The organism is Saccharospirillum mangrovi (genome assembly GCF_003367315.1).
Taxonomy (GTDB): Bacteria; Pseudomonadota; Gammaproteobacteria; order Pseudomonadales; family Natronospirillaceae; genus Saccharospirillum; species Saccharospirillum mangrovi.
On the sequence record NZ_CP031415.1, the window covers coordinates 644,200 to 665,600 of the forward strand.

Genomic DNA, 21,401 nt, shown 5'->3' on the forward strand with positions numbered 1-21,401 from the left:
GCCCCTGCTGGCGGCGTTATGGGTGTAGGAGAATCTGAGTTTGGCGATAGATAGAATAGATTGGCACAGCGGGGCCGATATTTTTCCAAAAGATCTTGCCCATGAGGCTGGTGGAACTCATATTGGTATGTTTATCGCCTGGGTGACCAATAACAATCTTGAAGGCGAGTTGCACCAAACTGACTCTGTTGAATCCGTTGCCAAAGTTAAATCCCGGAAAATGACAGGTACAGAGTTTCTGATCAAGGAGTGTGATAAGAAGTTCTGGGAAGATGACTTAAATCCTGAAGGCTTAGAATTTGCCAAGCATTACTTTGAGTCAAATGCATACTTTGGGGGCTGCGAAGCCGCCTTAGTTTCATCCGAGCCTACGCTTTATCATGTCCAGGATACTTGGGATAATTACGATAAAATCTCAACGTATATCGACTCCGCATTCAAAAAATGGCGAAAAGCTAAAGACAAAAAGTGGTGGCAGTTTTGGCGCTAAACACCCATAACAATCACAAGCAAGGGACCAAACTACGCTCCGCCAATTTGCGGTTCGTTTTTGCTCACTTTACCGCAAATTGGCTCTGCCCCGTTTGACCCCTGTTGTGGTCGTTAAAGGGCTTCTAGGTGACTATGAGCAATTTGGCTGGAATGACCATCGATGTACGTCTCTTTCATTACGGTGTCATGGATGAGTTTGATGCGGCCATTTTGTCTCGTGATCAAGAGGGAGCAATTGCCCTGTTGCAACGTCTAGAGCTTTCGAAGGAAGAGGCAATGGCAACTGTCGCAACGATTTTTAAAGACCCAGGCAAGTGTGGTTACACCAAGCTGTAAGCCAGGTGCTTACCAGCCCAATAACAAGGCCATTAAGTCTGTTCCGGGCCGATGGCTCTCCACTGGATGCCCTTAACAGGGCGCCCCTTATGGCTGACGTTAGACCCCGTGAATTGAATCGAGCATGGAAAAAAATCTAAGCGCACAAGCAACACTCAACATGAGGCCAATGAGCGCTACTCATTGGAGAAACTCAATCGCTTTACGAGCGCCATCGGAAAGCAAGATGATCAAGCTATGGTTTTATCTCTTGCTACCTTTTTGGAAGGCACGCTCGGGCGAATACTTCTTGCATATTTCCGCTCATGCAAAGCCACAAAGGACCTAGTGGAAGGCTTCAATGCGCCTCTGGGAACCTTCGATAGCCGTATCAAAGCTGTTTATGCCTTCGGTTTGGTGACTGATGATCAATACAGTGTTCTATATCTTTCTGCTTGAAAAATTAAAGTGCGCAGGTAAGAGTGATACCAGGATAAATAGATGTCGGTCGCCGAAAAAGTTGCGAAACGAGTAAAACGGATTCCAAGAGGGCATCTCTTTTCAGCAAGGGAATGTCAGCAACTTGGGTCTCTGGCCGCAGTTCAGAAGGCGTTAAGTCGTTTAGCACAATCTGGTGAAATTGAACGTGTTTCAAGAGGTGTCTATTCACGGCCAAAGGCGCGCAAGACCGCGTCCCCTATAGTAGTTTTGCCTAGTGCTGTAACACTGGCCAAGTATTGGGCAAAGATGAATGGCTATACGTTGGTCACTCAGGCTGAGGAAGCTGCCTTTCGCCTAGGTCTTCAGACTCAAATGCCAATGAGGGCCATCTTCTGGAGCAATGGACCCAGTCGTCGGTTCAAGCAGGGAAACGACATTGTGGAAGTCAGGCATGTAGTTGATAGTAAGCTTAGGTGGGCAGGACAACCCGAAGGCGAAATATATCGGGGATTGCTGGTCACTGAACCTTTTTCTATAAGTTACGATGATTGGCTTCGGATCTGTGGAAGGCTGTCAATTAACAATGAGCGAGCCAAGGTGTTCTTACAGCGCATACTTAAAATCTCATTGCCTATCGGATGGAGAGAAAAATTACAGGGTCTTGATCAGAATTGATGGAAATTATTGATCAAAGAAGAGGGGTGCTAACGGGACCCTTATCTTACAGGCGATATGCCTGCTTAAAGAAATAAGATGTCAGTAAATCTACTCATTTCAAACCTTGTGCTTGAAGCCGTAAAATTGTTTTAAGCTTGTTGGTTTATCGACATTAGTGGTGGCAACATACTCAATTTCACCATCCAGCATAGCTTTTAAAAGCTGAACAATTGAATAGCCTTTTCTATACATACCAGCCATAGATGCTGTGTCACTTATAGGCTCTGGATGGGACGCCTTGCTTAATAGCATTGCAATGAGATTCTGACTTTCTTGTTTACCAATCACCCAGTCACGATTAAGAGTGTCTGGCGTTTGTAGTGCCGGGATTAAACCTGCATCAAGTAGCTGTTTAAGCTGAAAACGGGTGATCTCGAGCGCATCACAGGCTTGAACCATCGTCCAGTTTAAAGATATCTCGTTGGCGAGAGCCTCAATTTGATCCCGTAAGTAATGCGCTTTACCTTTGAATACTATTGGGGTTATACGTCTTTGAATAACTAGTTTGTCAATCCTTTCGAGGCGGGATCCGAGTAAACTGGACGCTTCTTTTTTTGAAATGATATTTCTTGATCCGGATACGAATTTGATACGGGTTATTCGCTTAGGTTCCAGTACGCCCGGCCAGTATTCTTCGATATAACGATCGAATTCTTCTTTGAGGCGTGCGATTCCATCATTTTTTTGTTGTCTATGTAACCGCTCATGTATGTCTCTAAAGTGCTTGTTCAATCCAGCTTGACCGATACTACTCATCGGCTTTTCAACATACTGACTGAGCAGTGAATAAAAGCTATCTGGCCAAGTTTGAAGTACATGCCAGGCAGATCCGTAGATATTGCCCAGTTCGTGACATTGCAAGGAAGCTGGCTTAAACGACCCCCCTAGAATACGAACCTGAAAATGTGCGATGAAATGGATAAGACTAAGTAGCTCCCTTAGTCCTAGCCCCTGTGTAATCAACGGTTTAGTATTCGAGGGGCGCTTGTCGAACAATAACATTTCAATATGTCGGCTTTGTTGTATTGAGTTAGAAGGAGCTAAACCACCGGCTGTGCGTATTATTGTCCCATCATCAAACTTACATATATGCTGACGATACCAGCTCAGCCTTTCGCCAGTTGTAAGGTTTATATCCACTAACATTTTTTTGTGATTGGGGCAGGCTACTACCGGGAGTAAAGCCCATTGAAATCTGCAATACCCTAGCTCGGAAAGGCATTCAGGACAAACTCTAGGATATTTTACGAAGAAGTATGGCGTATCAATCGCTCGACGAAAAGATTGAAATGCTGTGGAAGCTTTTGATTTATAGTTTTGTAATCCAAGATTAGAGAAAAGACTTTGTATGTCACGTTCACCTGAAAGTAACTGATGAATTGGTGCCCGATGATTTTTCCAGTTTAATCCAGCGTACTGTAAAAGATAACCAAAATGCCTAAAGCCATTAACCTCTGAAATTCTATTAAGGTAGCCAACTATACATTCATCAATATAGGGTGATGGTCTAACCAGGATCATTTTGGCCCCCTTTTGGAAGTGTAAAATTAAGATATATTGAGTGCGGCGAGTTGTCTAATAAGTGTTAAAATCGTAATGGTAGACCAAGGAAGTAATTGCTTATGATACGTAACAAACTTTTATCGGTTTCCTCTAAGGTATATTTAGGAGTGTTTTTGAGAGTCTCATAAACCGAAACTCCTTTTGGGTATGCAAGCTTACTAAGCTCCTGATCGATTGAAAAAGATATTGCAGTTATCCAGCTATGTATTCCATTTATATTTCTAAACTCACTAAATTTAAAAAATATACAGAAAAAAGCAATAGTGCATACTTTCTCTAAGACAATGCCATTTTCATTTGATATATGCTGACATATTAAATCTAACCTTTTTGCTGCTGTGCACTGAGATAAAATGATAGAGTCGGCATTCTTTAGCTGCCTTTTTTGATCATTTTTTCCTATAGAGAAATTGATTAAATAGTGTAATATTATTCTATGGATTTCTTTTAGGGAAAATTGGATGATGCGCTCTTCTGTAACCTTGAGAAGCGTATGATGTTCGTTTGGTAGGCTCTGAAGTGCATTAGCTGTTAGATTAGCTTTATTGTAATTTATTTTAGCTGAATCTATTTCAGCCTTAGTCAATGACAATTTGTTGCTGTATAACTGACCAGTATACGACTCAAGGCTGTCTTTATGAATATGGCAGATGACGTAGTCATTAAATCGCCAATAGAATCGAAAGTACTCTTTCTCGTTCCAACACTTAGTGCAAACTTTTACGCAAAGTTCATATCTAAAAAGAGGCAAATCTAGTGGGTGTTCGGCTGAGCTATCACCACGTGTTCAATTTTTATAGTAAATATATTCTTGCTCTTGAAGTTGGAATTCCTCGTTTGGAACAGGGAAGCTTTTGGTCAGATATTCAATTGCGTAGACACATCTGGTAAAGGCATTAGGCTTTTCAGATAAATGTGCATTTTCATCTGGTTTTTTATCAAAGTTAAAAAAATATAGGTGTGCAAATGTCCCTCGCAGTAAATCTATAAAATGTGCAGTGTGTGCGAATCCATTGAAATGTGCTAGGCGTTCCAAGTAATCGACAAATAGTTCATCAATGTGTCTTTCTTCATAAAATAGAAGGCTAATTATTTTTTTCTTATCCTTTAGAAGGGTCATGCCGCACTCGTTAGTAAGAAGACTCTATTGTCTTTGGTTATTCCATAAACCACATAACCTGCTTCAATAATCGAATTTTTATTCGCTTTAGAGCCGAAGTTCCAGCTCGAGTGAGTTACTAATTCTCTTAGTTCCAATTTCTCAAGGTCTAGTAGAAATGGGTTTTCTTCAGGTGGTACACCATATAGTTCCATTACTTCAGAGAGTAAGTTCAAATCTACTGAAATATTCTTCATCTCAGACATTATTAATGCATCTCTAAATAAATTTGCCGTTGCTCGAAGATTTCCAGAAGTTGCACAAAATATTCTTAAACTGATTGATGTTTCTTCTAACGCAATTTTTTTATCAAACTCATATGCGTTCGATAGCATCATAAGTAGTCGACGATAGTCGTCTCTGAATGGTTTGCTACTTATTCTATACGGCGGAATCGAGAACCTATATGAAATTCTACCCTTTAGTTGTTGATTTGAATCCACCAAATGACTACTCCAGGGCATTCCCATAAATACTATAGGAATCTGAGTGTCTTTTATTAAGTCTTTGAAGAGATCGGCAATACCCGTTACTACTTTTGCGCTTCTCCGTTCAATAATTACCTGTACTTCATCAAGAATGAGAAGCTCTACCCCTGTGACTTTTAATAGAACTAACAATCGATCATACAGCGTAGAATAGTTTCTTGCATTTTGACCCTGTTGTGGATCTCCTACTGCTATCAAAAGTGATCGGATGAATTCTTGAGGAGTAGATATTGTTCTTAATTCGTAGTGGAGAACGGGTATATGCTTACGATCTTTTTCTTCAACAATGGGATTCTTCTCTAAGTAGTGCTTAGCGATTGCGCTTTTCCCACTCCCGGACTCGCCGGTTAATAGTAAGCATGAAGCAACATTGTATTGGCGCTTCTTGTCTCTTAGTAAATCGAATAGTTCCAACATTTTTTGAAATGAAAGGGTTGATTATATATGGGGCAGATCTCATGGATGTCTCCACTAGTCGATACTCCATCCCTCAAGTGTAAGATCATCATCGATTTCATTGTCCTGATCGACAGATAGAGTAGAAATTCGTCCAAACTGAATTACATTGTCTATGCCAATTTTTTCTGCTCTTGCTGCATTAGTAGTTGTTGTCTGAGTCTTCCGTCTGAAATTTTTTTTATGCATGGCTTCACGTTCGTTTGCGAGTTGGACTTTAGCAGTCTGCAATACCAATGAGTCATTACTGTTTTGTTTTTTCTTTCTTATCTCATGAAGCACTTTCTTGTGTTCAAAGTATGAAAGTCCTGCTGCATAGGAATAGTTGTCACAGAAAACTTCAATGTAGATGTTGTTTGTTTTATCCAAGACGAGAATGGAACCAAGATCAAATTTATTCGATTTTACAGTCATATCCTTAGGGCCATCTCTCCTATAGATATCCTTAAGAATTTCACTGCTGTATGTCATTGAAAAAATGCTTATTGATCCACCTGGGTTTAATCTCCGTATAGTGGTCGATAATAGTGCGGGTAGTAAGTCCTGTTGACTTTCTTCCGCAACAGGGAAATGTGTTTCGGATTCTGTCCAGATTTCGTTGGGTGTTTGGCCGGATTTGGAAAGAGGAGTGTTATGGTAGACGTCTACGATCCATTTCGCTAAATACGTTTTGAACTCTGAGAAAGTTAATTTAGCATCTTGGCCCGCATTATATGATTCGGCCTTCCTGTCTACCTTTCTTGTAACACCAGGCAGGTCATCAAGTACGGTGGTGTTAACAATTCCAAAGAACCTTTCTACGCGGCTTTTCTCATTGCCGCGTCTAATCTTGCAATATTGAAGTATCGTCCCAATTTCATCAGCTACATTGACAAATTCATTGCCCCAGAATTCGTTGCCATTATCTGTAGCCAGAACACTGGGAATTCCATGTGCAGGCCATTCACCCAGAGTTCCTATTGACTCAGTAAAGTCACCTTTGGGTAGGAATGAGTTTAAACATGCGACGCAAACAGAAGAGAAGGATGGGTTCTCAAATGACAGAAGATAGCCCAAAACCATGTGTGAGTAGTGATCAATTAGTACTGTTAAAAATGGTTTTCCCAGAAGGGTTTTGTGAACATCGTGTAAGACGTCTATATCTAAAGGAGTATGATCTATTTCAACTCGCTCAAGAATCCTTTCAGTTTCAATACCACTTGTAGTGCCGAGTAGCTCTTTTCTAAGTTGGGACTCACCTTTGCGAGAACGAATTTTATCCTGATATAAGGCCTTATCTATTCTTAGTTGGATGGTTTTGTACGTTGGCTTCGCGAGCGTATCGTATGGATTTTTAAGGTTGTGCTCAATTATTTTTGCTTCAACGTTCCTCTCCATTGAAGCGATAGAAGGTTGGCTATCTCGGTAATATTTTTTGGATTCTTTCTCTATAATTTTGATCACGCGAGGGTCAAGTCGGTCTTCTCGGTACCCTCTATATCTGTTTTTAGGATAGAGCGATTTTAACTTGGAACCTGATTTTGTGTAGGCATTATGCCAGTTTCTTACTGTCTGCCAGTGAGGTGCTTTTTCGTTAAGCTCTAAAGCAACTTCTTCAATTACCTGGATGGCTGTATTAGGTGTGATCTTTGTTATGTCGTTGTCATAGATTCTATTGAGATATCTCAGGCGTCTTGAAACATAGGTTTGTTCTTGGTCTTTTAGGTCGATAAATGCTAGTTCACCTAGGTTTTTCGTTTCAGTTAACAGTTTTAATTTTTCACCTTCTTTTAGGTCGTAGAGAGTTTCAACTGATAGCTTGTATATTTCGCCATTGGTTATAGATGCGAGTGCAACGATCTCTTTGTTAGCAGACCGGATGATTGCTCTATGGCACGGCTCAGAATTACTGAATTCGACAATAGTTCCCACTAACCAATCGATATCAGACATTAAATGACACCTCTGTTTGTAGGTTTAAGAGCGAGTGCTCAATGTCAAACATCAGATGACCTAAAGCGAGCCATGAGTAGATTTCTCGCACTGTCGCGATGCCATTGAGGTGTAAGATCAGTTTTTCTAATGTCGTTGAGTTTTGGAATTTATCGGCACACTTGTGGAGATTTCGGATATCTAGTTCAGGGCGTTTTCGGTACTGGTACAGCTTTTCGTAGTTTGAGAGTAGGGGCTGGTTATATATCTCAATCTCTGAAACTAGCTTGAAGTGAGATCTGCTGGTCATTGATAAATGGGTACTAAATGTGCTGAACAGCTGCTGATAGTGCTGTGAAGACGCATATTGCAGCGGCTTAACCTCTACAAATGCTCGTTCCCCACTTTCAAAGTTCACTTCAAAGTCTGGGGTATATGATTTGGGCGCGCCTTCGACGGCTAGTGAAAAGGTTTTTGGTTGAGGGGAGTAGCTGACTACTTGAGGGTTAAATTCCAAGTGTAAACAGTACTTCGACTCCAGAATGGACTCGAGGAGGATGGTTTGACCATTGTTCGACTTAATTGCTGGAAAGCGAACAATGTTCTTAACCGCGGACTTCTTTATCGTTCGTGCAGGCCGATTCATAAAGAAAACCTATACCGATAACCGGTAATATAGCTTCGACTATACTCCGGTTATAAGGTATTGGTACAAAAATTATAATTAAATGGTAAGAAATTATAATTTATTGGTAAAAATCACATCAGCTCACCACGTCGGCGAGATTACCCTTGGATTCCAGCCAGGTTTTGCGATCGCCAGAGCGTTTTTTTGCCAGCATCATGTCCATGATTTCGCGCGTGCTTTCGGCGTCGTCGATGTGCAGTTGCACCAGGCGGCGGGTGTTCGGGTCCATGGTGGTTTCGCGCAATTGGATCGGGTTCATTTCACCCAGACCTTTAAAGCGCGTGACCTGCGGTTTGCCTTTTTTCTTTTCCATCTGAATGCGGTCGAGAATGCCGTCGCGTTCGGAATCGTCCAGCGCGTAGAAGGTTTCCTTGCCGATGTCGATGCGGTACAGCGGCGGCATGGCGACGTGCACGTGGCCGTTATCAACCAGGGCGCGGAAATGCTTGACGAACAGGGCACACAACAAGGTGGCGATGTGCAGGCCGTCGGAGTCGGCGTCGGCAAGGATGCAAACTTTGCCGTAGCGCAGGCCTTCAAGATCGTTGCTGTCCGGATCGACACCGAGCGCCACGGCGATGTCGTGCACTTCCTGGCTGGCGAGCAGTTCGTTGCTGTCGACTTCCCAGGTGTTCAGGATTTTACCGCGCAGCGGCATGATCGCCTGGAAGGTACGGTCGCGCGCTTGTTTGGCGGAGCCGCCGGCTGAGTCACCTTCCACCAGGAACAATTCAGAGCGGCTGGTTTCGACACCGGAACAGTCGGCCAGTTTGCCGGGCAAAGCCGGGCCTTGAGTGACTTTTTTACGGGCGACTTTCTTGGCTTGTTTGAGTCGGCTGGTGGCGTTGTTGATCGCCAGTTCGGCGATCTGATCAGCAAGATCCGTATGTTGGTTCAGCCACAGCGCGAAGGCGTCTTTAACAATGCCGGCAATAAAGGCCGAGGCCTGGCGCGACGACAGCCGCTCTTTGGTCTGGCCGGAAAACTGCGGGTCGCGCAGCTTGTACGACAGCACGTAATGGCATTTGTCCCAGACATCTTCCGGGCTCAGTTTGACGCCGCGCGGCAGCAGATTGCGGTATTCGCAGAACTCGCGCAGCGCTTCGAGCAAACCCTGGCGCAGGCCATTCACATGGGTACCGCCGAGCGCAGTGGGAATCAGGTTGACGTAACTTTCCTGCACGCCTTCACCGCCTTCGGGCAGCCATTGCACGGCCCAGTCGACGGCTTCTTCTTCGCTGGAAAATGAACCGACGAACGGTTCAGCCGGCAACGGGTCGTAGACAGCGGTGGCTGAGTGCAGGTAATCGCGCAGGCCGTCTTCGTACAGCCAGTGGTCGGTTTCGTCTTTTTCTTCGTTATAAAAGGTGATGCTCAGGCCGGGGCAGAGTACGGCTTTGGCGCGCAGTACGTGGCGCAGTCGGCTGACCAGAAATTTGCCGCTGTCGAAGTATTTGGGGTCGGGCAGGAAGCGTACTGTGGTGCCGGTTTCGCGTTTCGGGCAGGTGCCGATTTCTTCCAGATCGGCGGCTTTTTCGCCATCGGCAAAGCCCATGCGATAAATCTTACCGTCGCGTTTCACCGCCACTTCCAGCAACGACGACAACGCATTCACCACCGACACACCTACGCCGTGCAGACCGCCGGAGAACTGATAATTCTTGCCGGAGAATTTACCGCCAGCGTGCAGTCGGGTCAGGATCAGTTCGATACCCGGCACGCCATGTTCCGGGTGAATATCGACCGGCATGCCGCGGCCGTTATCGGCGACCGACAGTGAATTGTCTTTGTAGAGCACGACTTCGATGCTGTTGGCGTAACCGCCGATGGCTTCATCGACCGAGTTGTCGATGACTTCCTGCGCCAAGTGGTTGGGGCGGCTGGTATCGGTGTACATGCCCGGGCGTTTGCGCACCGGGTCCAGGCCACTGAGTACCTCGATGGCATCGGCCGAATAGCTGCTCTGACTCATGCTGCGATATGCCTCGTACAAAAACGGATCGGCGCGGGGCCGGGAAGAATGCGCCCAAGGATACTGCCCCGACGCCGCCGGCGTCGAGTTTCGGCTGAAATTTCAGGCAGTTAGGCTATTGAGGGCTCAATAACCTTTAATGCTGTAGTCGATCTCGAAATCGACATCTTCGATGCGCGTCAGGCCGGTTTCAATCTGGCCGTCCGGCATCAACTGCAACCAGCGATAGCCAGGACCGATGTCGTCTACGGCGAAGTCGGTGGATTCGGGCGTGAACTGAACGCAGGTGGACGGGGTCGATAAATGACGAATGTCGTTGATGATGCGATCACTGGCTTGATGAACGTGGCCCCACAGCAAACAACGTACGTTGTTGTGTCGGTTCAGCACCGCTTGCAAAGCGTCGGGGTTGTTGATGCCGATCTTATCCATCCAGACACTGCCCATCGGGCAGGGATGATGATGGAAGGTGACCAGGGCGTGTTTGTCGGCGTGTTGCGTCAGTTGTTGGTCGAGCAGCGCCAGTTGGTCTTCGGCGAGGTGGCCGTAGACTTTGCCGGGGACAGTGGAGTCGAGCAGAACGACGACCCAGTTGTCGAACGCGTAAAACGGGCGACCGACGGATTCGTGGCCTTCCTGCGCGGTTTTCATGTTATCGCGCTTGTCGTGGTTGCCGGCGGTCCAGCGCATTGGCGCGTTCAGCGGTTGCATCAATTGAATAAAGCGGCGGTAGGCTTCGACGGAACCATCTTGAGCGATGTCGCCGGTGGCCAGTACCAGATCAATGTGATCCTGTTCGGCCTGGATGCGGTCCAGAATATGGTCCAGACCTTTTTGAGTGTTCATGCCCAGCAAAGTGCCGTCCTGGCTGGCGTGCAAGTGCGGGTCGGTGATCTGCACCAGATTGAGAATGGGGTGAGTCAAAATCAACGCCTGAGGTCCATTTTTAGTATGTAATTTGTACACCAAAGCAATACAGGAGTCACCTTGGTGACAGCGTCTGTTTCACTCAAACGATGTTCAGGATGGGCTCCAGGCCGCTTCGGCGACACCGTGTCGCAGCAAATGCGCCAGCCATTCACCCAAATAGAGATTGGCCTGGGCCTTTTCGTCGATCTGATACATGCGTTCGTTGGGGTAGGGGTAGACGCCCGATAACTGCCGGCCGTTGCCCCAACTGACCACTTCGGCCATGCGTGCGTCGTGGTACATGCGGATGGTCAGTTCTACGTCCTGCATCGGGTGCGGCAGCGCCGGGTTGGTTTTGGTCAGCGTCAGCGTCGATGTGAATTTGAAGCGTTCAACGATGGTGACTTCCATGTGCACAGGGGTATCGGCGTTGCCGTACCAATGGAACCGATACTGCGGCTGGTCCAGGTCGCCGAGCAGCTTTTCCAGACGCAGAAAATTCGCTTCACTGAGCGCGTTCTGTTCCGGCAGGTCGGGCACATAGCGTTTGGGCATGGTGGGGTTATTCACTCCAGTGTTGGCGCAGCCAGGCCAGATTAAGTTGCAACCATTGCAAAGCGATGAGCGCCGCGGCGTTGTTGATGCGGCCATCGCGGCAGGCGGCAAAGGCGTCATCGAACGGAACCCGGTGCACGCGGATGTCTTCGCCTTCGTCGTCCAGGCCGTGTACGCCTGCGGCGGTGCTGGCATCGGCTTCGGCTACATAAAGATAGACGCTTTCGTTGCTGCCGCCCGGTGACGGCAAGTAGTGCGAAATGGGGTGCAGCCGGCCCAGTTCAACACCGGCTTCTTCGATGGCTTCGCGGCGGGCCACTTCGTCGGGCGTTTCGTCTTTGTCGATCAAACCGGCGACCACTTCGAGCAGCCAGGGGTTGGGCGTCTTGATCGCACCGACCCGGAATTGTTCGACCAACACCACTTCGTTCAGCGCCAGATCGACCAGTAAGACACAGACGGCATCGTGCCGATCCATCAGTTCGCGTTGGATGGTCAGTTCGCCGCCGTTGAAGGTTTGGTGCGTCAGCGTCAGTCGGTCCATCTTATAAAAGCCGTGGTACAGCGATTCGTGCTGATCGATGCGGAACTGGAAGCGGTCGGTATCGCGATTCATGCCATCCTCAACAGGGGCGGTTAGAGTGAGTTCAAGCCGGGCAGTATGGCACAGCCCTAACGCCCGGATAAGTCGGCGAAATCTGATCGGCGATAGCGCCAGCCGTGACTTTTGGGGCTGTTGTGGCGGTTAGTGCGCCCCCACAATGTCGTCCAATTGGCGTAAAGTCGGACAAGTGCGCTGCGCCTTGGTCAGTGGAGTCCGCATAATGTCGCCGCCCTTTTCATTTGGCTTCTAAGAGACTGTGTGATGCGTTTACGAATTTTGGCTGGTGCTTTGGCGCTGGTTGCAACTTCCGGTGCCTGGGCTCAGGTGTCTTTGATGGATGTGTACCGTCAAGCGTTGGACAAAGACCCGCAAATTGCCGTGCAGCGGCTGAACCAGGAAAACGCAGCGGTTCAGGTGAAAAGCGGCCTGAGTAACTTGTTGCCGTCGGTCAATGCGAGCGCAGGTTGGAATACCAGCAGCGCCTGTAACAGCAGTACCGAATATCAACTGTCTCCTGATTTTGAAAATTGCCAGACCACCTCTGCTGGCGTCAGCCTGTCGCAAAACCTCTTTGCGCTGGCCGCCGTGGACGCGTACGAAGCGCTGAAACTGAACGCCTCCAGCGTCGAGATTCAAACCGAATCGGCCATGCAGGATTTGATGGTGCGCGTTGCCGAAGCCTATCTGAACGTGCTGCGCGCTCAGGATGCACGCGATTCCATCGCCGCTCAGCTGGCGGCGGTTGAGCGTCAGTTCGAACAAACTGAGCAACGTTATGAAGTTGGTCTGGTCACCGTTACCGACGTCATGGACGCCCAGGCTACGCTGGATGAAACCCGCGTCGGCTTGATCCAGGCGAGCAACAGCGCCGACATCGCGCTGCAAAACCTGTCCATTCTGACCGGCGAAACCCCCGATTCCATCCTGACGCTCGGCGACAATCTGCCGATCGAAATGCCCGCCGACGGTGGCGCCCAACAATGGATCGACTTTGCACTGGCGAACCATCCGGACGTGCTGGCCGCCGAACGTGGCCTGGCGTCGGGCGAAAAAGAATTGCGCGCGCGTCGCAACAACCGCTTGCCGGTGCTGAGCGCTTCTGCGTCGATCAACTACCAGGACGATCCGACCGACGGCATCGATTTCGACGAAAAACTGGGTTCCTCTGTTGGCCTGACCATCACCGTACCGCTCTACACCGGCGGCGCAACCCAGGCGCAAATTCTGTCGACTGGCCTGAGCAACAACATTGCGGAACAGAACCTGGAATTGCTCAAGCGCAGCATCAGCGTTCAGGTAACCAACCTGTATCGCCAGGTGCAGAGCGATGTGCAGAACATTCAGGCGCAGCAGCAAGTGGTGGCGTCGCGTGAAAGTGCACTGGAAGCCACCGAAGTGGGCTACGAAGTCGGCACTCGCAACATCGTTGAAGTGTTGAATGCCCAACAGGCGTTGTTCCAGGCACGTCAGGCCTACGCCGATGCGCGTTACAACTACGTCTTTGACCGTCTGCAATTGAAAAAAGCCGCCGGTCAACTGAGCGAAGCCGACTTGAGTGCGCTGGAGGCCTACCTTGTCGCACCCTGAATCGTTAGTCGTCCATCATCTGGAATACTCGCGTTCACACCGCGTGCTGTGGATGCTGGAAGAATTGGGTTTGCCGTACGACATCAAGCGTTACCCGCGTAACGCCGCCTGGCTGGCGCCGAAGGAATTGCAGCAGGTGCACCCCTTGGGCAAGTCGCCGGTGTTGACCGTCGGCGACCGGGCGCTGGCCGAAAGCGGTTCCATTCTGGAAACTCTGGCCGAAGAGCACCCGGACAGCGGCTTAGGCATCGCGCCCGGAGAAGCCGGGCGCAGCGATTACCTTTATTGGCTGCATTACGCCGAAGGGTCGCTGATGCCGTTGATGGTGATGACGGTGGTGTTCCGCAAAATTCCCGAAGGCAAGATGCCGTTTTTCATTCGGCCGATTGCTCGCTTGATCAGCCAGAAAACAGTCGAGACATTTTTGCGCCCTCAAGTGACCACACACCTGACCGCGATGAATGCCTGGTTGAGTGAACGTGAGTGGCTGGCCGGTGGCAAACTGACCGCCGCCGACATGCAAATGAGTTTTCCGCTGGAAGCTGCTGAAAGCCGTTACGGCCTGGATTCGTATCCGGCGCTGAAGCGCTATCTGGAACGGTTGCGTGCCCGCCCGGCCTATCAACGGGCGCTGGAGAAAGGCGGACCGATGACGCCGGCCAAGGCCTGATCATCGCTGCTATAAAACCAAAACCGCAGCCAATAAAAAGCCCGCCCAAGTCACGGCCACTCGACCGCCGTCATCCCGGAACCGCGCAGCGGTATCCGGGATCTCCCCTGGGCAACCCGACATTCCAACGAATAACCCCAACAATTTTTAAAAAACTTTAAATTTCTACGTTTTTTAAAACGATTCCTCAAACGGTCGTCGGTTAGCGTAGTCAGGCTCGGTATTGATACCGCCTAACACCAACCAGAGGGATCTGCCATGCATCACCCCAACCGACTGCTGTACCTCGTCACCAGCCTGCTACTCAGCCTCGCGCTCACCGCCTGCAACCTCGAAACCTTTGAATTCGCCCAAACCGGCACCGCCCAACTCGTTACCGGCGAAACCTACACCAACCCGGTGCCGGGCAGCTTTCGCGGCGTCGATTACGCCAGCAGCAACCCCCAGGTCGCGCAGGTGGATGGCCGCGGGCGCGTCACCGCCGTTGGCCCCGGCCGGGCACGCATCAGCGCGCGGCTGGATGGGCAGTCGATTGCTTACTCGGTTGAAGTGGTGAACCGTCGGCTGCGGGTCAGCGCCTGGGTGGGGCCAACCGGCGCCGATTGGCAACTCTCAGACGGCACCGAAGGCACCCGGCTGCACACCACCAGCGACGCCGATTGCAACCCAGTTCAAACCGGAAACTGCGCCGATGCCGCCAGCCAGTTAATGCTTGGCACCGGGTCGGTATTGCCGAGCGAAGCACTGACGCTGAGCCAGCCGGGGTATTTTCAGGTGCGGTATGGCGAACATCAGGCGGCGGGGGCGTTGGCGGCGGATCGGTTTGTGGGGCGGAAATCCCACTCGGTGGTGGCCTTTCGCGGGCGGCTTTGGGTGATTGGTGGGCAGAATCGTGGTGTCCAATACCTAACCGATATCTGGTCGTCCACCGACGACACCACCTGGGTGCCCGAACAGTGGGACAACCAGTCGGAACTGTTGCCCAGTGGCGATGCGGCAATCGTTGGCGACGTCATCCGGGTGGTGCTGTTCAATAACGCCCTCTGGCTGATCAACACCCACACCGGGGCGCTCTGGTCGACGCTCGATAGCCCCGAACACGCCCGCGGTTTTGTCTGGCAGACGCAGGGGTCGATCGGTGCCGGGTTTGAGGGTCGCAGCGATAGCCCGGTGGTTGTCTCGCACGACGGCGACGGCACCGAGCGGCTGTGGCTGGTCGGTGGGTGGTCTACCGGGAACGGCTACCGGAACGACGTCTGGACCTCAACCAACGGCACCGATTGGGCGCGCCGGGAACCCAGTGCCAACGGCAAAGTCTTTTCGGGTCGTGCTGATCACCAGGCGGTGTTTTTCAACAACCGGCTTTGGGTGATTGGCGGCACGACTGGTTTCGTAAGCGATAGCGCCAACGACATCTGGTCGTCCGCCGATGGCCAAGACTGGCGAGAGGAAACCAGCCAGGCTGAATTTTCGGTCCGAGACGGTCACCGCGTTGTGGCGTACAACGATGGCCGTGGCGAGCGGTTGTGGTTGGTGGGTGGGCGCCCCCCCGGTAGTACCCGTCTCAACGACGTCTGGTCCTCGTCCGATGGTATTCACTGGCGCCAAGAGGCGGTGGATGGCGCGTTTCCGGGACGCAAGCACCACGCCCTGGCCGTCTTCAACCAGCAGCTTTGGGTGGTGGGTGGAGATGGCGATCCTTTCCTGAACGATGTCTGGTCCAGCCGCAACGGCCAGGACTGGCAACCCCACACCGCCGAAGCCGCCTTCAGCGCACGCCAGAACCACCAGGCGGTTGCCTTCGCCGACCGGCTTTGGGTGATCGGCGGTCACGACGGCGATGCTAGAAACGACGTCTGGTCCTCCGCCGATGGCCTGCACTGGCAGCAACACCGCGTCCACGCTGATTTCTCGCCACGCTCAAACCATCGGGTGGTCGTGTTCAACCAGCGGCTGTGGCTGGTGGGTGGGGGCTACCGGAACGACATCTGGTCCAGCGCCGATGGCGTGCAGTGGCAACGCGTGCTGGCCGAAGCGCCGTTCAGCCCACGCGCAGCGCACGCGTTAGTGGTGTTCGACCATCGCCTGTGGGTAATCGGCGGCTCAGTTCGGATAGACGGTCGGTATCAATGGGTGAATGACGTCTGGTCGTCCAGCAACGGCCGCGACTGGATCGAAGAAACCGCCCAGGCCGGCTTCTCCGCCCGCGCCAGTCACCAGGCGGTGGTCTTCAACGGCCAGCTTTGGGTGATCGGTGGCCTTGGCGCTGGTAACGGCGTGGTGTGGTCCTCCCACGATGGCCGCCACTGGCAGTCGCGCCCCGACGCCAACCTGACGCCTCGTGATGGACACCAGGCCCTGGTCACCCAGGATGCCCAAGGCGAGCGGCTTTGGGTGCTGGGCGGATACAACAGCGAAGGCAAACCAGACAACCAACTCTGGACCACCCGCAACGGCACCCACTGGACCGCCGTTGACTCCCAAAGCCAAGCCAACCGCTTCACCGTGCGCAGCTACCACCAGGCCCTGAGCTTCCGCAACCAACTCTGGGTGATCGGTGGGATTGATGAGAGTGACACGCCACTGCACGATGTCTGGCGTTCAGCCGAGGGTGTGAACTGGCAGAAGGGGTTGCAGGTGGGGGTTGAGTTTGAGGGGCGTTAATTGAGTGCTCACCTTGTACGCCGCCCATCTCTCGCCCTAACAAAAAGCCAGTGGCTTAACGCCACTGGCTTGATAAAAACCGTCAACAGGTTTTAGGGCGGGGCATGGCCGACCACCGCTTAATGCAGCAAACGATATTGCGTAACCGCTTCGTTGATGGCACGGCTGGCTTGTTCCAGTTGATCGCTGTCGCTGATCAGGCTGGTCATGTCCTGGCCGGTTTGCTGGGCGCTGTCGTGAATGCGTTCCACGCTGGCGCGGATGGTTTCGGTGGCCTGTTCCTGAATGCGCACGGTTTCGGCAACCGATTGGCTGATCTGGTTCATGCCGTTGATGGCTTCGTGAATCAGCGCCAGCGCGCGGCTCGTTGTATCGATGGTTTCAGTGCTGCTGTTGGCCTGATCGACGCCTTCCTGGATGGCCGCTTTCACGCGTTCGGCGTCGTTGCGTAATTGCTCGATCAGACGACTGATGCGCAAGGTCGAATCCTGAGTCTGCTTCGCCAGGCCACGCACTTCGCCTGCCACGACAGCAAAACCGCGACCGCTGTCACCGGCCCGCGCCGCTTCAATGGCGGCGTTCAGTGCCAGCAAATTGGTCTGTTCGGCGATGGTGTTGATCATGGTGGTGACGTCGCCAACATCGACGATGCGCTGGTTCAGATTCCCCAACAAATCGGCCGCTTTATTGATGCTGTCTTTCATGGCGACCACCGCTGTGCCGGCCGTGGCAATGGTGCTGGCCGTGCCCTGAATTTCCGAGCTGGCGCGGTTGGAGACGGCGTTCACTTCGTCGGTCTGGCTGGTGATGGCTTTTAACTGATCGTGCAGCGCCCGGACCGATTCGGCGATGGCCTGGCTGTTGCTCTCCTGTTCGGCCAGTCGCGTGCGGGTTTGCTGGTTGAATTCGAGCAAGGCATGAACGCTTTTATCCACCTCGGTTGAGGTCATTGCCATGCGTCTCATGTTGGTTTCGAACTGGTCCATCATGGCGTTGAAACAGGCGGCAACTTCGCCGGCTTCGCTGCCGAATTCGACGTTCACTCGGGTCGATAAATCCTTGCTTTCAATCACGTTCTGCATGGCGCGCAAGGTGTCGAGCCAACTGTTGGATGCGCCGTGTTCAGAGACGTTCAAGCCCTGAATTTCAAACTCCTGCGACACGCGCAGCATGTGTGTGGCTTTGAGCGCCAGGAACAGAATAAAGCCGGTGGTCAGACACCAGGCCAGTACCGCGCCAACGCCCATCAACTGCACCATAAATTGCGCCCAGGCACCGTGGTTGAGGTTGTCGGCCGGTGCCAGAAACGCCAGCGCCAACGTGCCCCAGGCACCGGCGAAACCGTGTACCGCCACGGCGCTGACCGGGTCGTCCAGTTTGCAAACGCGCAGCAGGAATTCGCTGGCAAAGTGCGCAATCAAACCGCCCATAGCGCCGATGATGACCGCGCCAATCGGGTGCAGCACCGCGCAGCCAGCGGTGACTGCTACCAAGCCGCCCAGCACGCCGTTGAGAATCAATTCGATGCGAATAACCGGGCCGATCAACCGTCCCAGAGCCAGACAGATGGTGCCGCCCGCAGCCGCAGCCAGGGTGGTGTTGAGCAAAATGCCGGGTACGGCGTTATCGAACGCCAGCTCGCTGCCGCCGTTAAAACCGAACCAGCCGAACCAGAGAATGAACACACCCAAGGTCGTCAGCAGCAAATCGTGGCCCAACAGCGGGTTCACTTTGCCGTCTTCGGTAAAGCGACCAAAACGAGGCCCGAGCACAATGATGCCGGCCAACGCCAGCCAGGCACCGGCGGAATGCACCACGGTCGAACCGGCGAAATCGATAAAGCCACGCTGGGCCAGCCAGCCGTCGCTGTTCCAGATCCAGTGGCCGACCAGCGGATAAATCAGCGCTGCAATGACCAGCGAAATCAGCAGATAGCCGCTGAAATGCATGCGTTCGGCCACCGCGCCGGAAACGATGGTGGCAGCGGTGCCAGCGAACATCATCTGGAACAGGAAGAACATGATGTCGAACGGCGCGTGGGTGTCGCTGAAGAAAAAGTCGGTGACACCAAACCAGCCACCAACCGAGCTGCCAAACATCAAGGCATAGCCGACCATCCAGAAACCGATGACCGACAACAACAGGTCGGACATGTTTTTAACGGCGACGTTAAAACTGTTCTTTTTGCGGATAGAACCGGTTTCCAGCAGGCAAAACCCGGCCTGCATAAAGAACACCAATACCGCGCTGATGCCGACCCAGAGCAAATCCAGTTTGGCGTCGATGTCGAGGTCAAAAGCGTCTTCCGCCTGAGCGGGTAAACTGAAGACGGTGGTTAGCAGAAGCGCGGTAACAACGGACCAGAAACGAAGCTGGCCGGGTCGGCGGGAGAGAAGAGGTAACATCACTCGTCCTTATACAACAGGCGGTTGATCAATAAAGGTGTGTGTTATCAACGTTCGAGCAATCAGCCCTGTCGTTCTGTGCGACCGTGGCCGGCCAAGGGTACTCGGTTGGTGTTTTTTTGAACAGAAAAATGGGGGCTAACGGCACCGAACGTGAAGCCAATAAGCTTAGTCGAGATTGATGACATTGCGCGAAATTGATCACTGTTTGATCGTTTCAAATGGAGCAACGATGCGTCCAATAAATATTGCTCAAGCTCGTACTGCGATAAGGCGGCCGTTGGGCCGCCATTTTTTGTTTGACTCAATCTCCGCTCTTCCTCATTATAAATTCGAGAGGTAAATTAAAAACAACAAAACAGGCTCGAACCTGAGCCGCCGATACGAGAGGTCTCACCATGTCCAGCTATTTCAGCGAGATTGAGCCGATACGCTACGAAGGCCCAAACTCCAATAACCCTCTGGCTTTTCATCATTACGACGCGCAAAAACAGGTGCTGGGTAAGTCACTCGCCGAACACCTGCGCTTTGCCGTTTGTTACTGGCACAGCTTCTGTTGGGACGGCTTTGATGTGTTCGGCGAAGGAACCTTTAAACGCCCCTGGCACAGCGGTGCCGACGCCATGACGTTGGCGCATCAGAAAATGGACGTCGCCTTTGAATTCTTTGCCAAGCTGGGCGCGCCGTTCTGGACGTTTCACGATTACGACATCGCGCCGGAAGGCGATTCCATTCGCGAAAGCCGACGCAATTTCGACGAAATGGTCGAGCGCGCCGAAGCCAAACAAGCCGAGACCGGCATGAAATTGTTGTGGGGCACCGCCAAGAATTTCGGCGCCCGTCGCTATATGGCCGGCGCTGCGACCAATCCGAACCCGGAAGTGTTTGCCTATGCTGCGTCTCAGGTGCAGCACGCCATGACGGCGACGCAGCGTCTGGGTGGCGCGAACTACGTGCTTTGGGGCGGCCGCGAAGGTTATGAAACCCTGCTCAATACCGACCTGAAACGCGAGCAGGAACAACTCGGTCGTTTTATGCAGATGGTGGTTGAGTACAAACACAAAATCGGTTTCAAAGGCACGCTGCTGATCGAACCCAAACCGCAGGAACCGACCAAGCATCAATACGATTACGACTCCGCAACCGTCTTTGGTTTCCTGCAAAAATACGGCCTGGAAAAAGAGGTCAAGGTGAACATCGAAGTGAACCACGCCACGCTGGCCGGCCACACCTTCGAGCACGAAATTGCCACCGCGGCGTCGCTCGGCATTCTCGGTTCAGTCGATGCCAACCGGGGCGATCATCAGAACGGTTGGGACACCGACCAGTTCCCCAACTCGGTCGAAGAAATGACGCTCGCCTGTTACCACATTCTTCAGGCGGGCGGTTTCACCACCGGCGGTTTCAACTTCGACACCAAACTGCGCCGCACTTCCATCGAACCGAGCGATCTGTTCCACGCCCACGTTGGCGCCATGGATACGTTGGCACTCGCTTTCACCAAAGCCGCGCAGATGGTCGAACAGGGCACACTGAGCGAATTTGTCGAGCAACGTTACGCCGGTTGGAACAGCGACCTGGGCCGTAAGATTCTCTCCGGTGAAATGAATTTGGCTGCGCTGGCAGACTACGCCGTCGAGCAAAACCTGAACCCCGAGCCAGTGTCCAATCGCCAGGAAATGTTGGAGAACCGTGTTAATCGCGTGATCTACGGTTAACCGCAGTCGCTTGAACGGTTAAGGCCAGACCGCTGCCCAGCGGTCTGGCCTTACTTTATACTGCGCCTGACTTTCTGACGGGCGAAA

The 21,401-nt window shown here is 51.7% G+C and carries 19 protein-coding genes; 8 read left to right on the forward strand and 11 right to left on the reverse strand.

Annotated elements, in window-relative coordinates; all coding sequences use genetic code 11:
* Positions 1-40: 40 nt before the first annotated feature.
* From DW349_RS03120 to DW349_RS03135, 4 genes are all read left to right on the forward strand, one after another.
* On the forward strand, positions 41-490 hold the full coding sequence (locus tag DW349_RS03120) for a DUF7832 domain-containing protein (RefSeq protein WP_108126744.1): 450 nt from the start codon (positions 41-43) through the stop codon (positions 488-490).
* Between the two features lie 128 nt (positions 491-618).
* Positions 619-828 (forward strand): hypothetical protein, encoded by a 210-nt coding sequence (locus tag DW349_RS03125; protein ID WP_157954429.1) that lies wholly within the window; start codon positions 619-621, stop codon positions 826-828.
* Between the two features lie 183 nt (positions 829-1,011).
* A complete protein-coding gene (locus tag DW349_RS03130; protein WP_108126748.1) occupies positions 1,012-1,266 on the forward strand; it encodes a hypothetical protein in 255 nt (84 codons plus the stop codon).
* Positions 1,267-1,308: 42 nt separating this feature from the next.
* Positions 1,309-1,923: a DUF6088 family protein gene (locus tag DW349_RS03135; protein ID WP_108126750.1), complete on the forward strand. Its 615-nt coding sequence runs from the start codon at positions 1,309-1,311 to the stop codon at positions 1,921-1,923.
* A gap of 99 nt (positions 1,924-2,022) precedes the next feature.
* On the opposite strand, the gene DW349_RS03140 is transcribed toward DW349_RS03135, so the two are convergent.
* From DW349_RS03140 to DW349_RS03180, 10 genes are all read right to left on the reverse strand, one after another.
* Entirely contained in the window at positions 2,023-3,486 is a 1,464-nt protein-coding gene (locus DW349_RS03140) for a TniQ family protein (RefSeq protein ID WP_108126752.1), read from the reverse strand.
* A gap of 64 nt (positions 3,487-3,550) precedes the next feature.
* Entirely contained in the window at positions 3,551-4,114 is a 564-nt protein-coding gene (locus DW349_RS17305; protein ID WP_157954430.1) for a hypothetical protein, read from the reverse strand.
* Between the two features lie 201 nt (positions 4,115-4,315).
* Positions 4,316-4,648, reverse strand: a complete 333-nt coding sequence (locus tag DW349_RS03145; protein ID WP_108126754.1) for a hypothetical protein — start codon at positions 4,646-4,648, stop codon at positions 4,316-4,318.
* Entirely contained in the window at positions 4,645-5,592 is a 948-nt protein-coding gene (locus tag DW349_RS03150; protein ID WP_108126756.1) for a TniB family NTP-binding protein, read from the reverse strand. Before DW349_RS03150 ends, DW349_RS03145 begins: the two co-directional genes overlap by 4 nt.
* Positions 5,593-5,646: 54 nt before the next feature.
* Positions 5,647-7,563, reverse strand: coding sequence for an integrase catalytic domain-containing protein (locus DW349_RS03155; protein ID WP_108126757.1), 1,917 nt, complete (start codon positions 7,561-7,563; stop codon positions 5,647-5,649).
* Positions 7,556-8,188: a TnsA endonuclease N-terminal domain-containing protein gene (locus DW349_RS17670; protein WP_108126759.1), complete on the reverse strand. Its 633-nt coding sequence runs from the start codon at positions 8,186-8,188 to the stop codon at positions 7,556-7,558. The genes DW349_RS03155 and DW349_RS17670 overlap by 8 nt, the downstream gene beginning before the upstream one ends.
* 118 nt (positions 8,189-8,306) lie before the next feature.
* The gene (parE, locus tag DW349_RS03165) at positions 8,307-10,202 is read right to left on the reverse strand and encodes a DNA topoisomerase IV subunit B (RefSeq protein WP_108126761.1); all 1,896 of its coding nucleotides are present in this window, start codon (positions 10,200-10,202) and stop codon (positions 8,307-8,309) included.
* Between the two features lie 126 nt (positions 10,203-10,328).
* Positions 10,329-11,126 carry a 3',5'-cyclic-AMP phosphodiesterase gene (cpdA, locus tag DW349_RS03170; protein WP_232819370.1) on the reverse strand — a complete coding sequence of 266 codons (798 nt, stop codon included), beginning with the start codon at positions 11,124-11,126 and terminating at the stop codon, positions 10,329-10,331.
* Positions 11,127-11,222: 96 nt separating this feature from the next.
* Complete coding sequence (locus tag DW349_RS03175; protein ID WP_108126765.1) at positions 11,223-11,666, reverse strand: DUF1249 domain-containing protein; 444 nt, start codon at positions 11,664-11,666, stop codon at positions 11,223-11,225.
* 7 nt (positions 11,667-11,673) lie between these two features.
* Positions 11,674-12,282, reverse strand: coding sequence for an NUDIX domain-containing protein (locus tag DW349_RS03180; protein WP_108126767.1), 609 nt, complete (start codon positions 12,280-12,282; stop codon positions 11,674-11,676).
* Positions 12,283-12,531: 249 nt separating this feature from the next.
* Between DW349_RS03180 and DW349_RS03185 the strand changes: the two genes are divergently transcribed.
* From DW349_RS03185 to DW349_RS03195, 3 genes are all read left to right on the forward strand, one after another.
* Positions 12,532-13,857: a TolC family outer membrane protein gene (locus DW349_RS03185; protein WP_108126769.1), complete on the forward strand. Its 1,326-nt coding sequence runs from the start codon at positions 12,532-12,534 to the stop codon at positions 13,855-13,857.
* Positions 13,844-14,527, forward strand: a complete 684-nt coding sequence (locus tag DW349_RS03190; RefSeq protein WP_232819371.1) for a glutathione S-transferase family protein — start codon at positions 13,844-13,846, stop codon at positions 14,525-14,527. The genes DW349_RS03185 and DW349_RS03190 overlap by 14 nt, the downstream gene beginning before the upstream one ends.
* Before the next feature lie 258 nt (positions 14,528-14,785).
* Positions 14,786-17,191, forward strand: a complete 2,406-nt coding sequence (locus tag DW349_RS03195) for a Kelch repeat-containing protein (RefSeq protein ID WP_115667131.1) — start codon at positions 14,786-14,788, stop codon at positions 17,189-17,191.
* Positions 17,192-17,310: 119 nt separating this feature from the next.
* Here the strand turns inward: DW349_RS03195 and amt are convergent, their stop codons facing one another.
* Positions 17,311-19,596, reverse strand: a complete 2,286-nt coding sequence (gene amt, locus DW349_RS03200) for an ammonium transporter (RefSeq protein WP_108127706.1) — start codon at positions 19,594-19,596, stop codon at positions 17,311-17,313.
* Between the two features lie 398 nt (positions 19,597-19,994).
* Between amt and xylA the strand changes: the two genes are divergently transcribed.
* The gene (xylA, locus tag DW349_RS03205) at positions 19,995-21,314 is read left to right on the forward strand and encodes a xylose isomerase (protein ID WP_108127708.1); all 1,320 of its coding nucleotides are present in this window, start codon (positions 19,995-19,997) and stop codon (positions 21,312-21,314) included.
* Positions 21,315-21,401 lie beyond the last annotated feature (87 nt).

What these genes read in the sequence shown, in the direction of transcription:
- DW349_RS03135 (WP_108126750.1), top strand. Translation starts at nt 1,309, where the DNA reads ATGTCGGTCGCCGAAAAAGTTGCGAAACGAGTAAAACGGATTCCAAGA.
- DW349_RS03140 (WP_108126752.1), bottom strand. Translation starts at nt 3,486, where the DNA reads ATGATCCTGGTTAGACCATCACCCTATATTGATGAATGTATAGTTGGC.
- DW349_RS03145 (WP_108126754.1), bottom strand. Translation starts at nt 4,648, where the DNA reads ATGACCCTTCTAAAGGATAAGAAAAAAATAATTAGCCTTCTATTTTAT.
- DW349_RS03150 (WP_108126756.1), bottom strand. Translation starts at nt 5,592, where the DNA reads ATGTTGGAACTATTCGATTTACTAAGAGACAAGAAGCGCCAATACAAT.
- DW349_RS03155 (WP_108126757.1), bottom strand. Translation starts at nt 7,563, where the DNA reads ATGTCTGATATCGATTGGTTAGTGGGAACTATTGTCGAATTCAGTAAT.
- DW349_RS17670 (WP_108126759.1), bottom strand. Translation starts at nt 8,188, where the DNA reads ATGAATCGGCCTGCACGAACGATAAAGAAGTCCGCGGTTAAGAACATT.
- parE (WP_108126761.1), bottom strand. Translation starts at nt 10,202, where the DNA reads ATGAGTCAGAGCAGCTATTCGGCCGATGCCATCGAGGTACTCAGTGGC.
- DW349_RS03175 (WP_108126765.1), bottom strand. Translation starts at nt 11,666, where the DNA reads ATGCCCAAACGCTATGTGCCCGACCTGCCGGAACAGAACGCGCTCAGT.
- DW349_RS03180 (WP_108126767.1), bottom strand. Translation starts at nt 12,282, where the DNA reads ATGAATCGCGATACCGACCGCTTCCAGTTCCGCATCGATCAGCACGAA.
- DW349_RS03185 (WP_108126769.1), top strand. Translation starts at nt 12,532, where the DNA reads ATGCGTTTACGAATTTTGGCTGGTGCTTTGGCGCTGGTTGCAACTTCC.
- DW349_RS03195 (WP_115667131.1), top strand. Translation starts at nt 14,786, where the DNA reads ATGCATCACCCCAACCGACTGCTGTACCTCGTCACCAGCCTGCTACTC.
- amt (WP_108127706.1), bottom strand. Translation starts at nt 19,596, where the DNA reads ATGTTACCTCTTCTCTCCCGCCGACCCGGCCAGCTTCGTTTCTGGTCC.
- xylA (WP_108127708.1), top strand. Translation starts at nt 19,995, where the DNA reads ATGTCCAGCTATTTCAGCGAGATTGAGCCGATACGCTACGAAGGCCCA.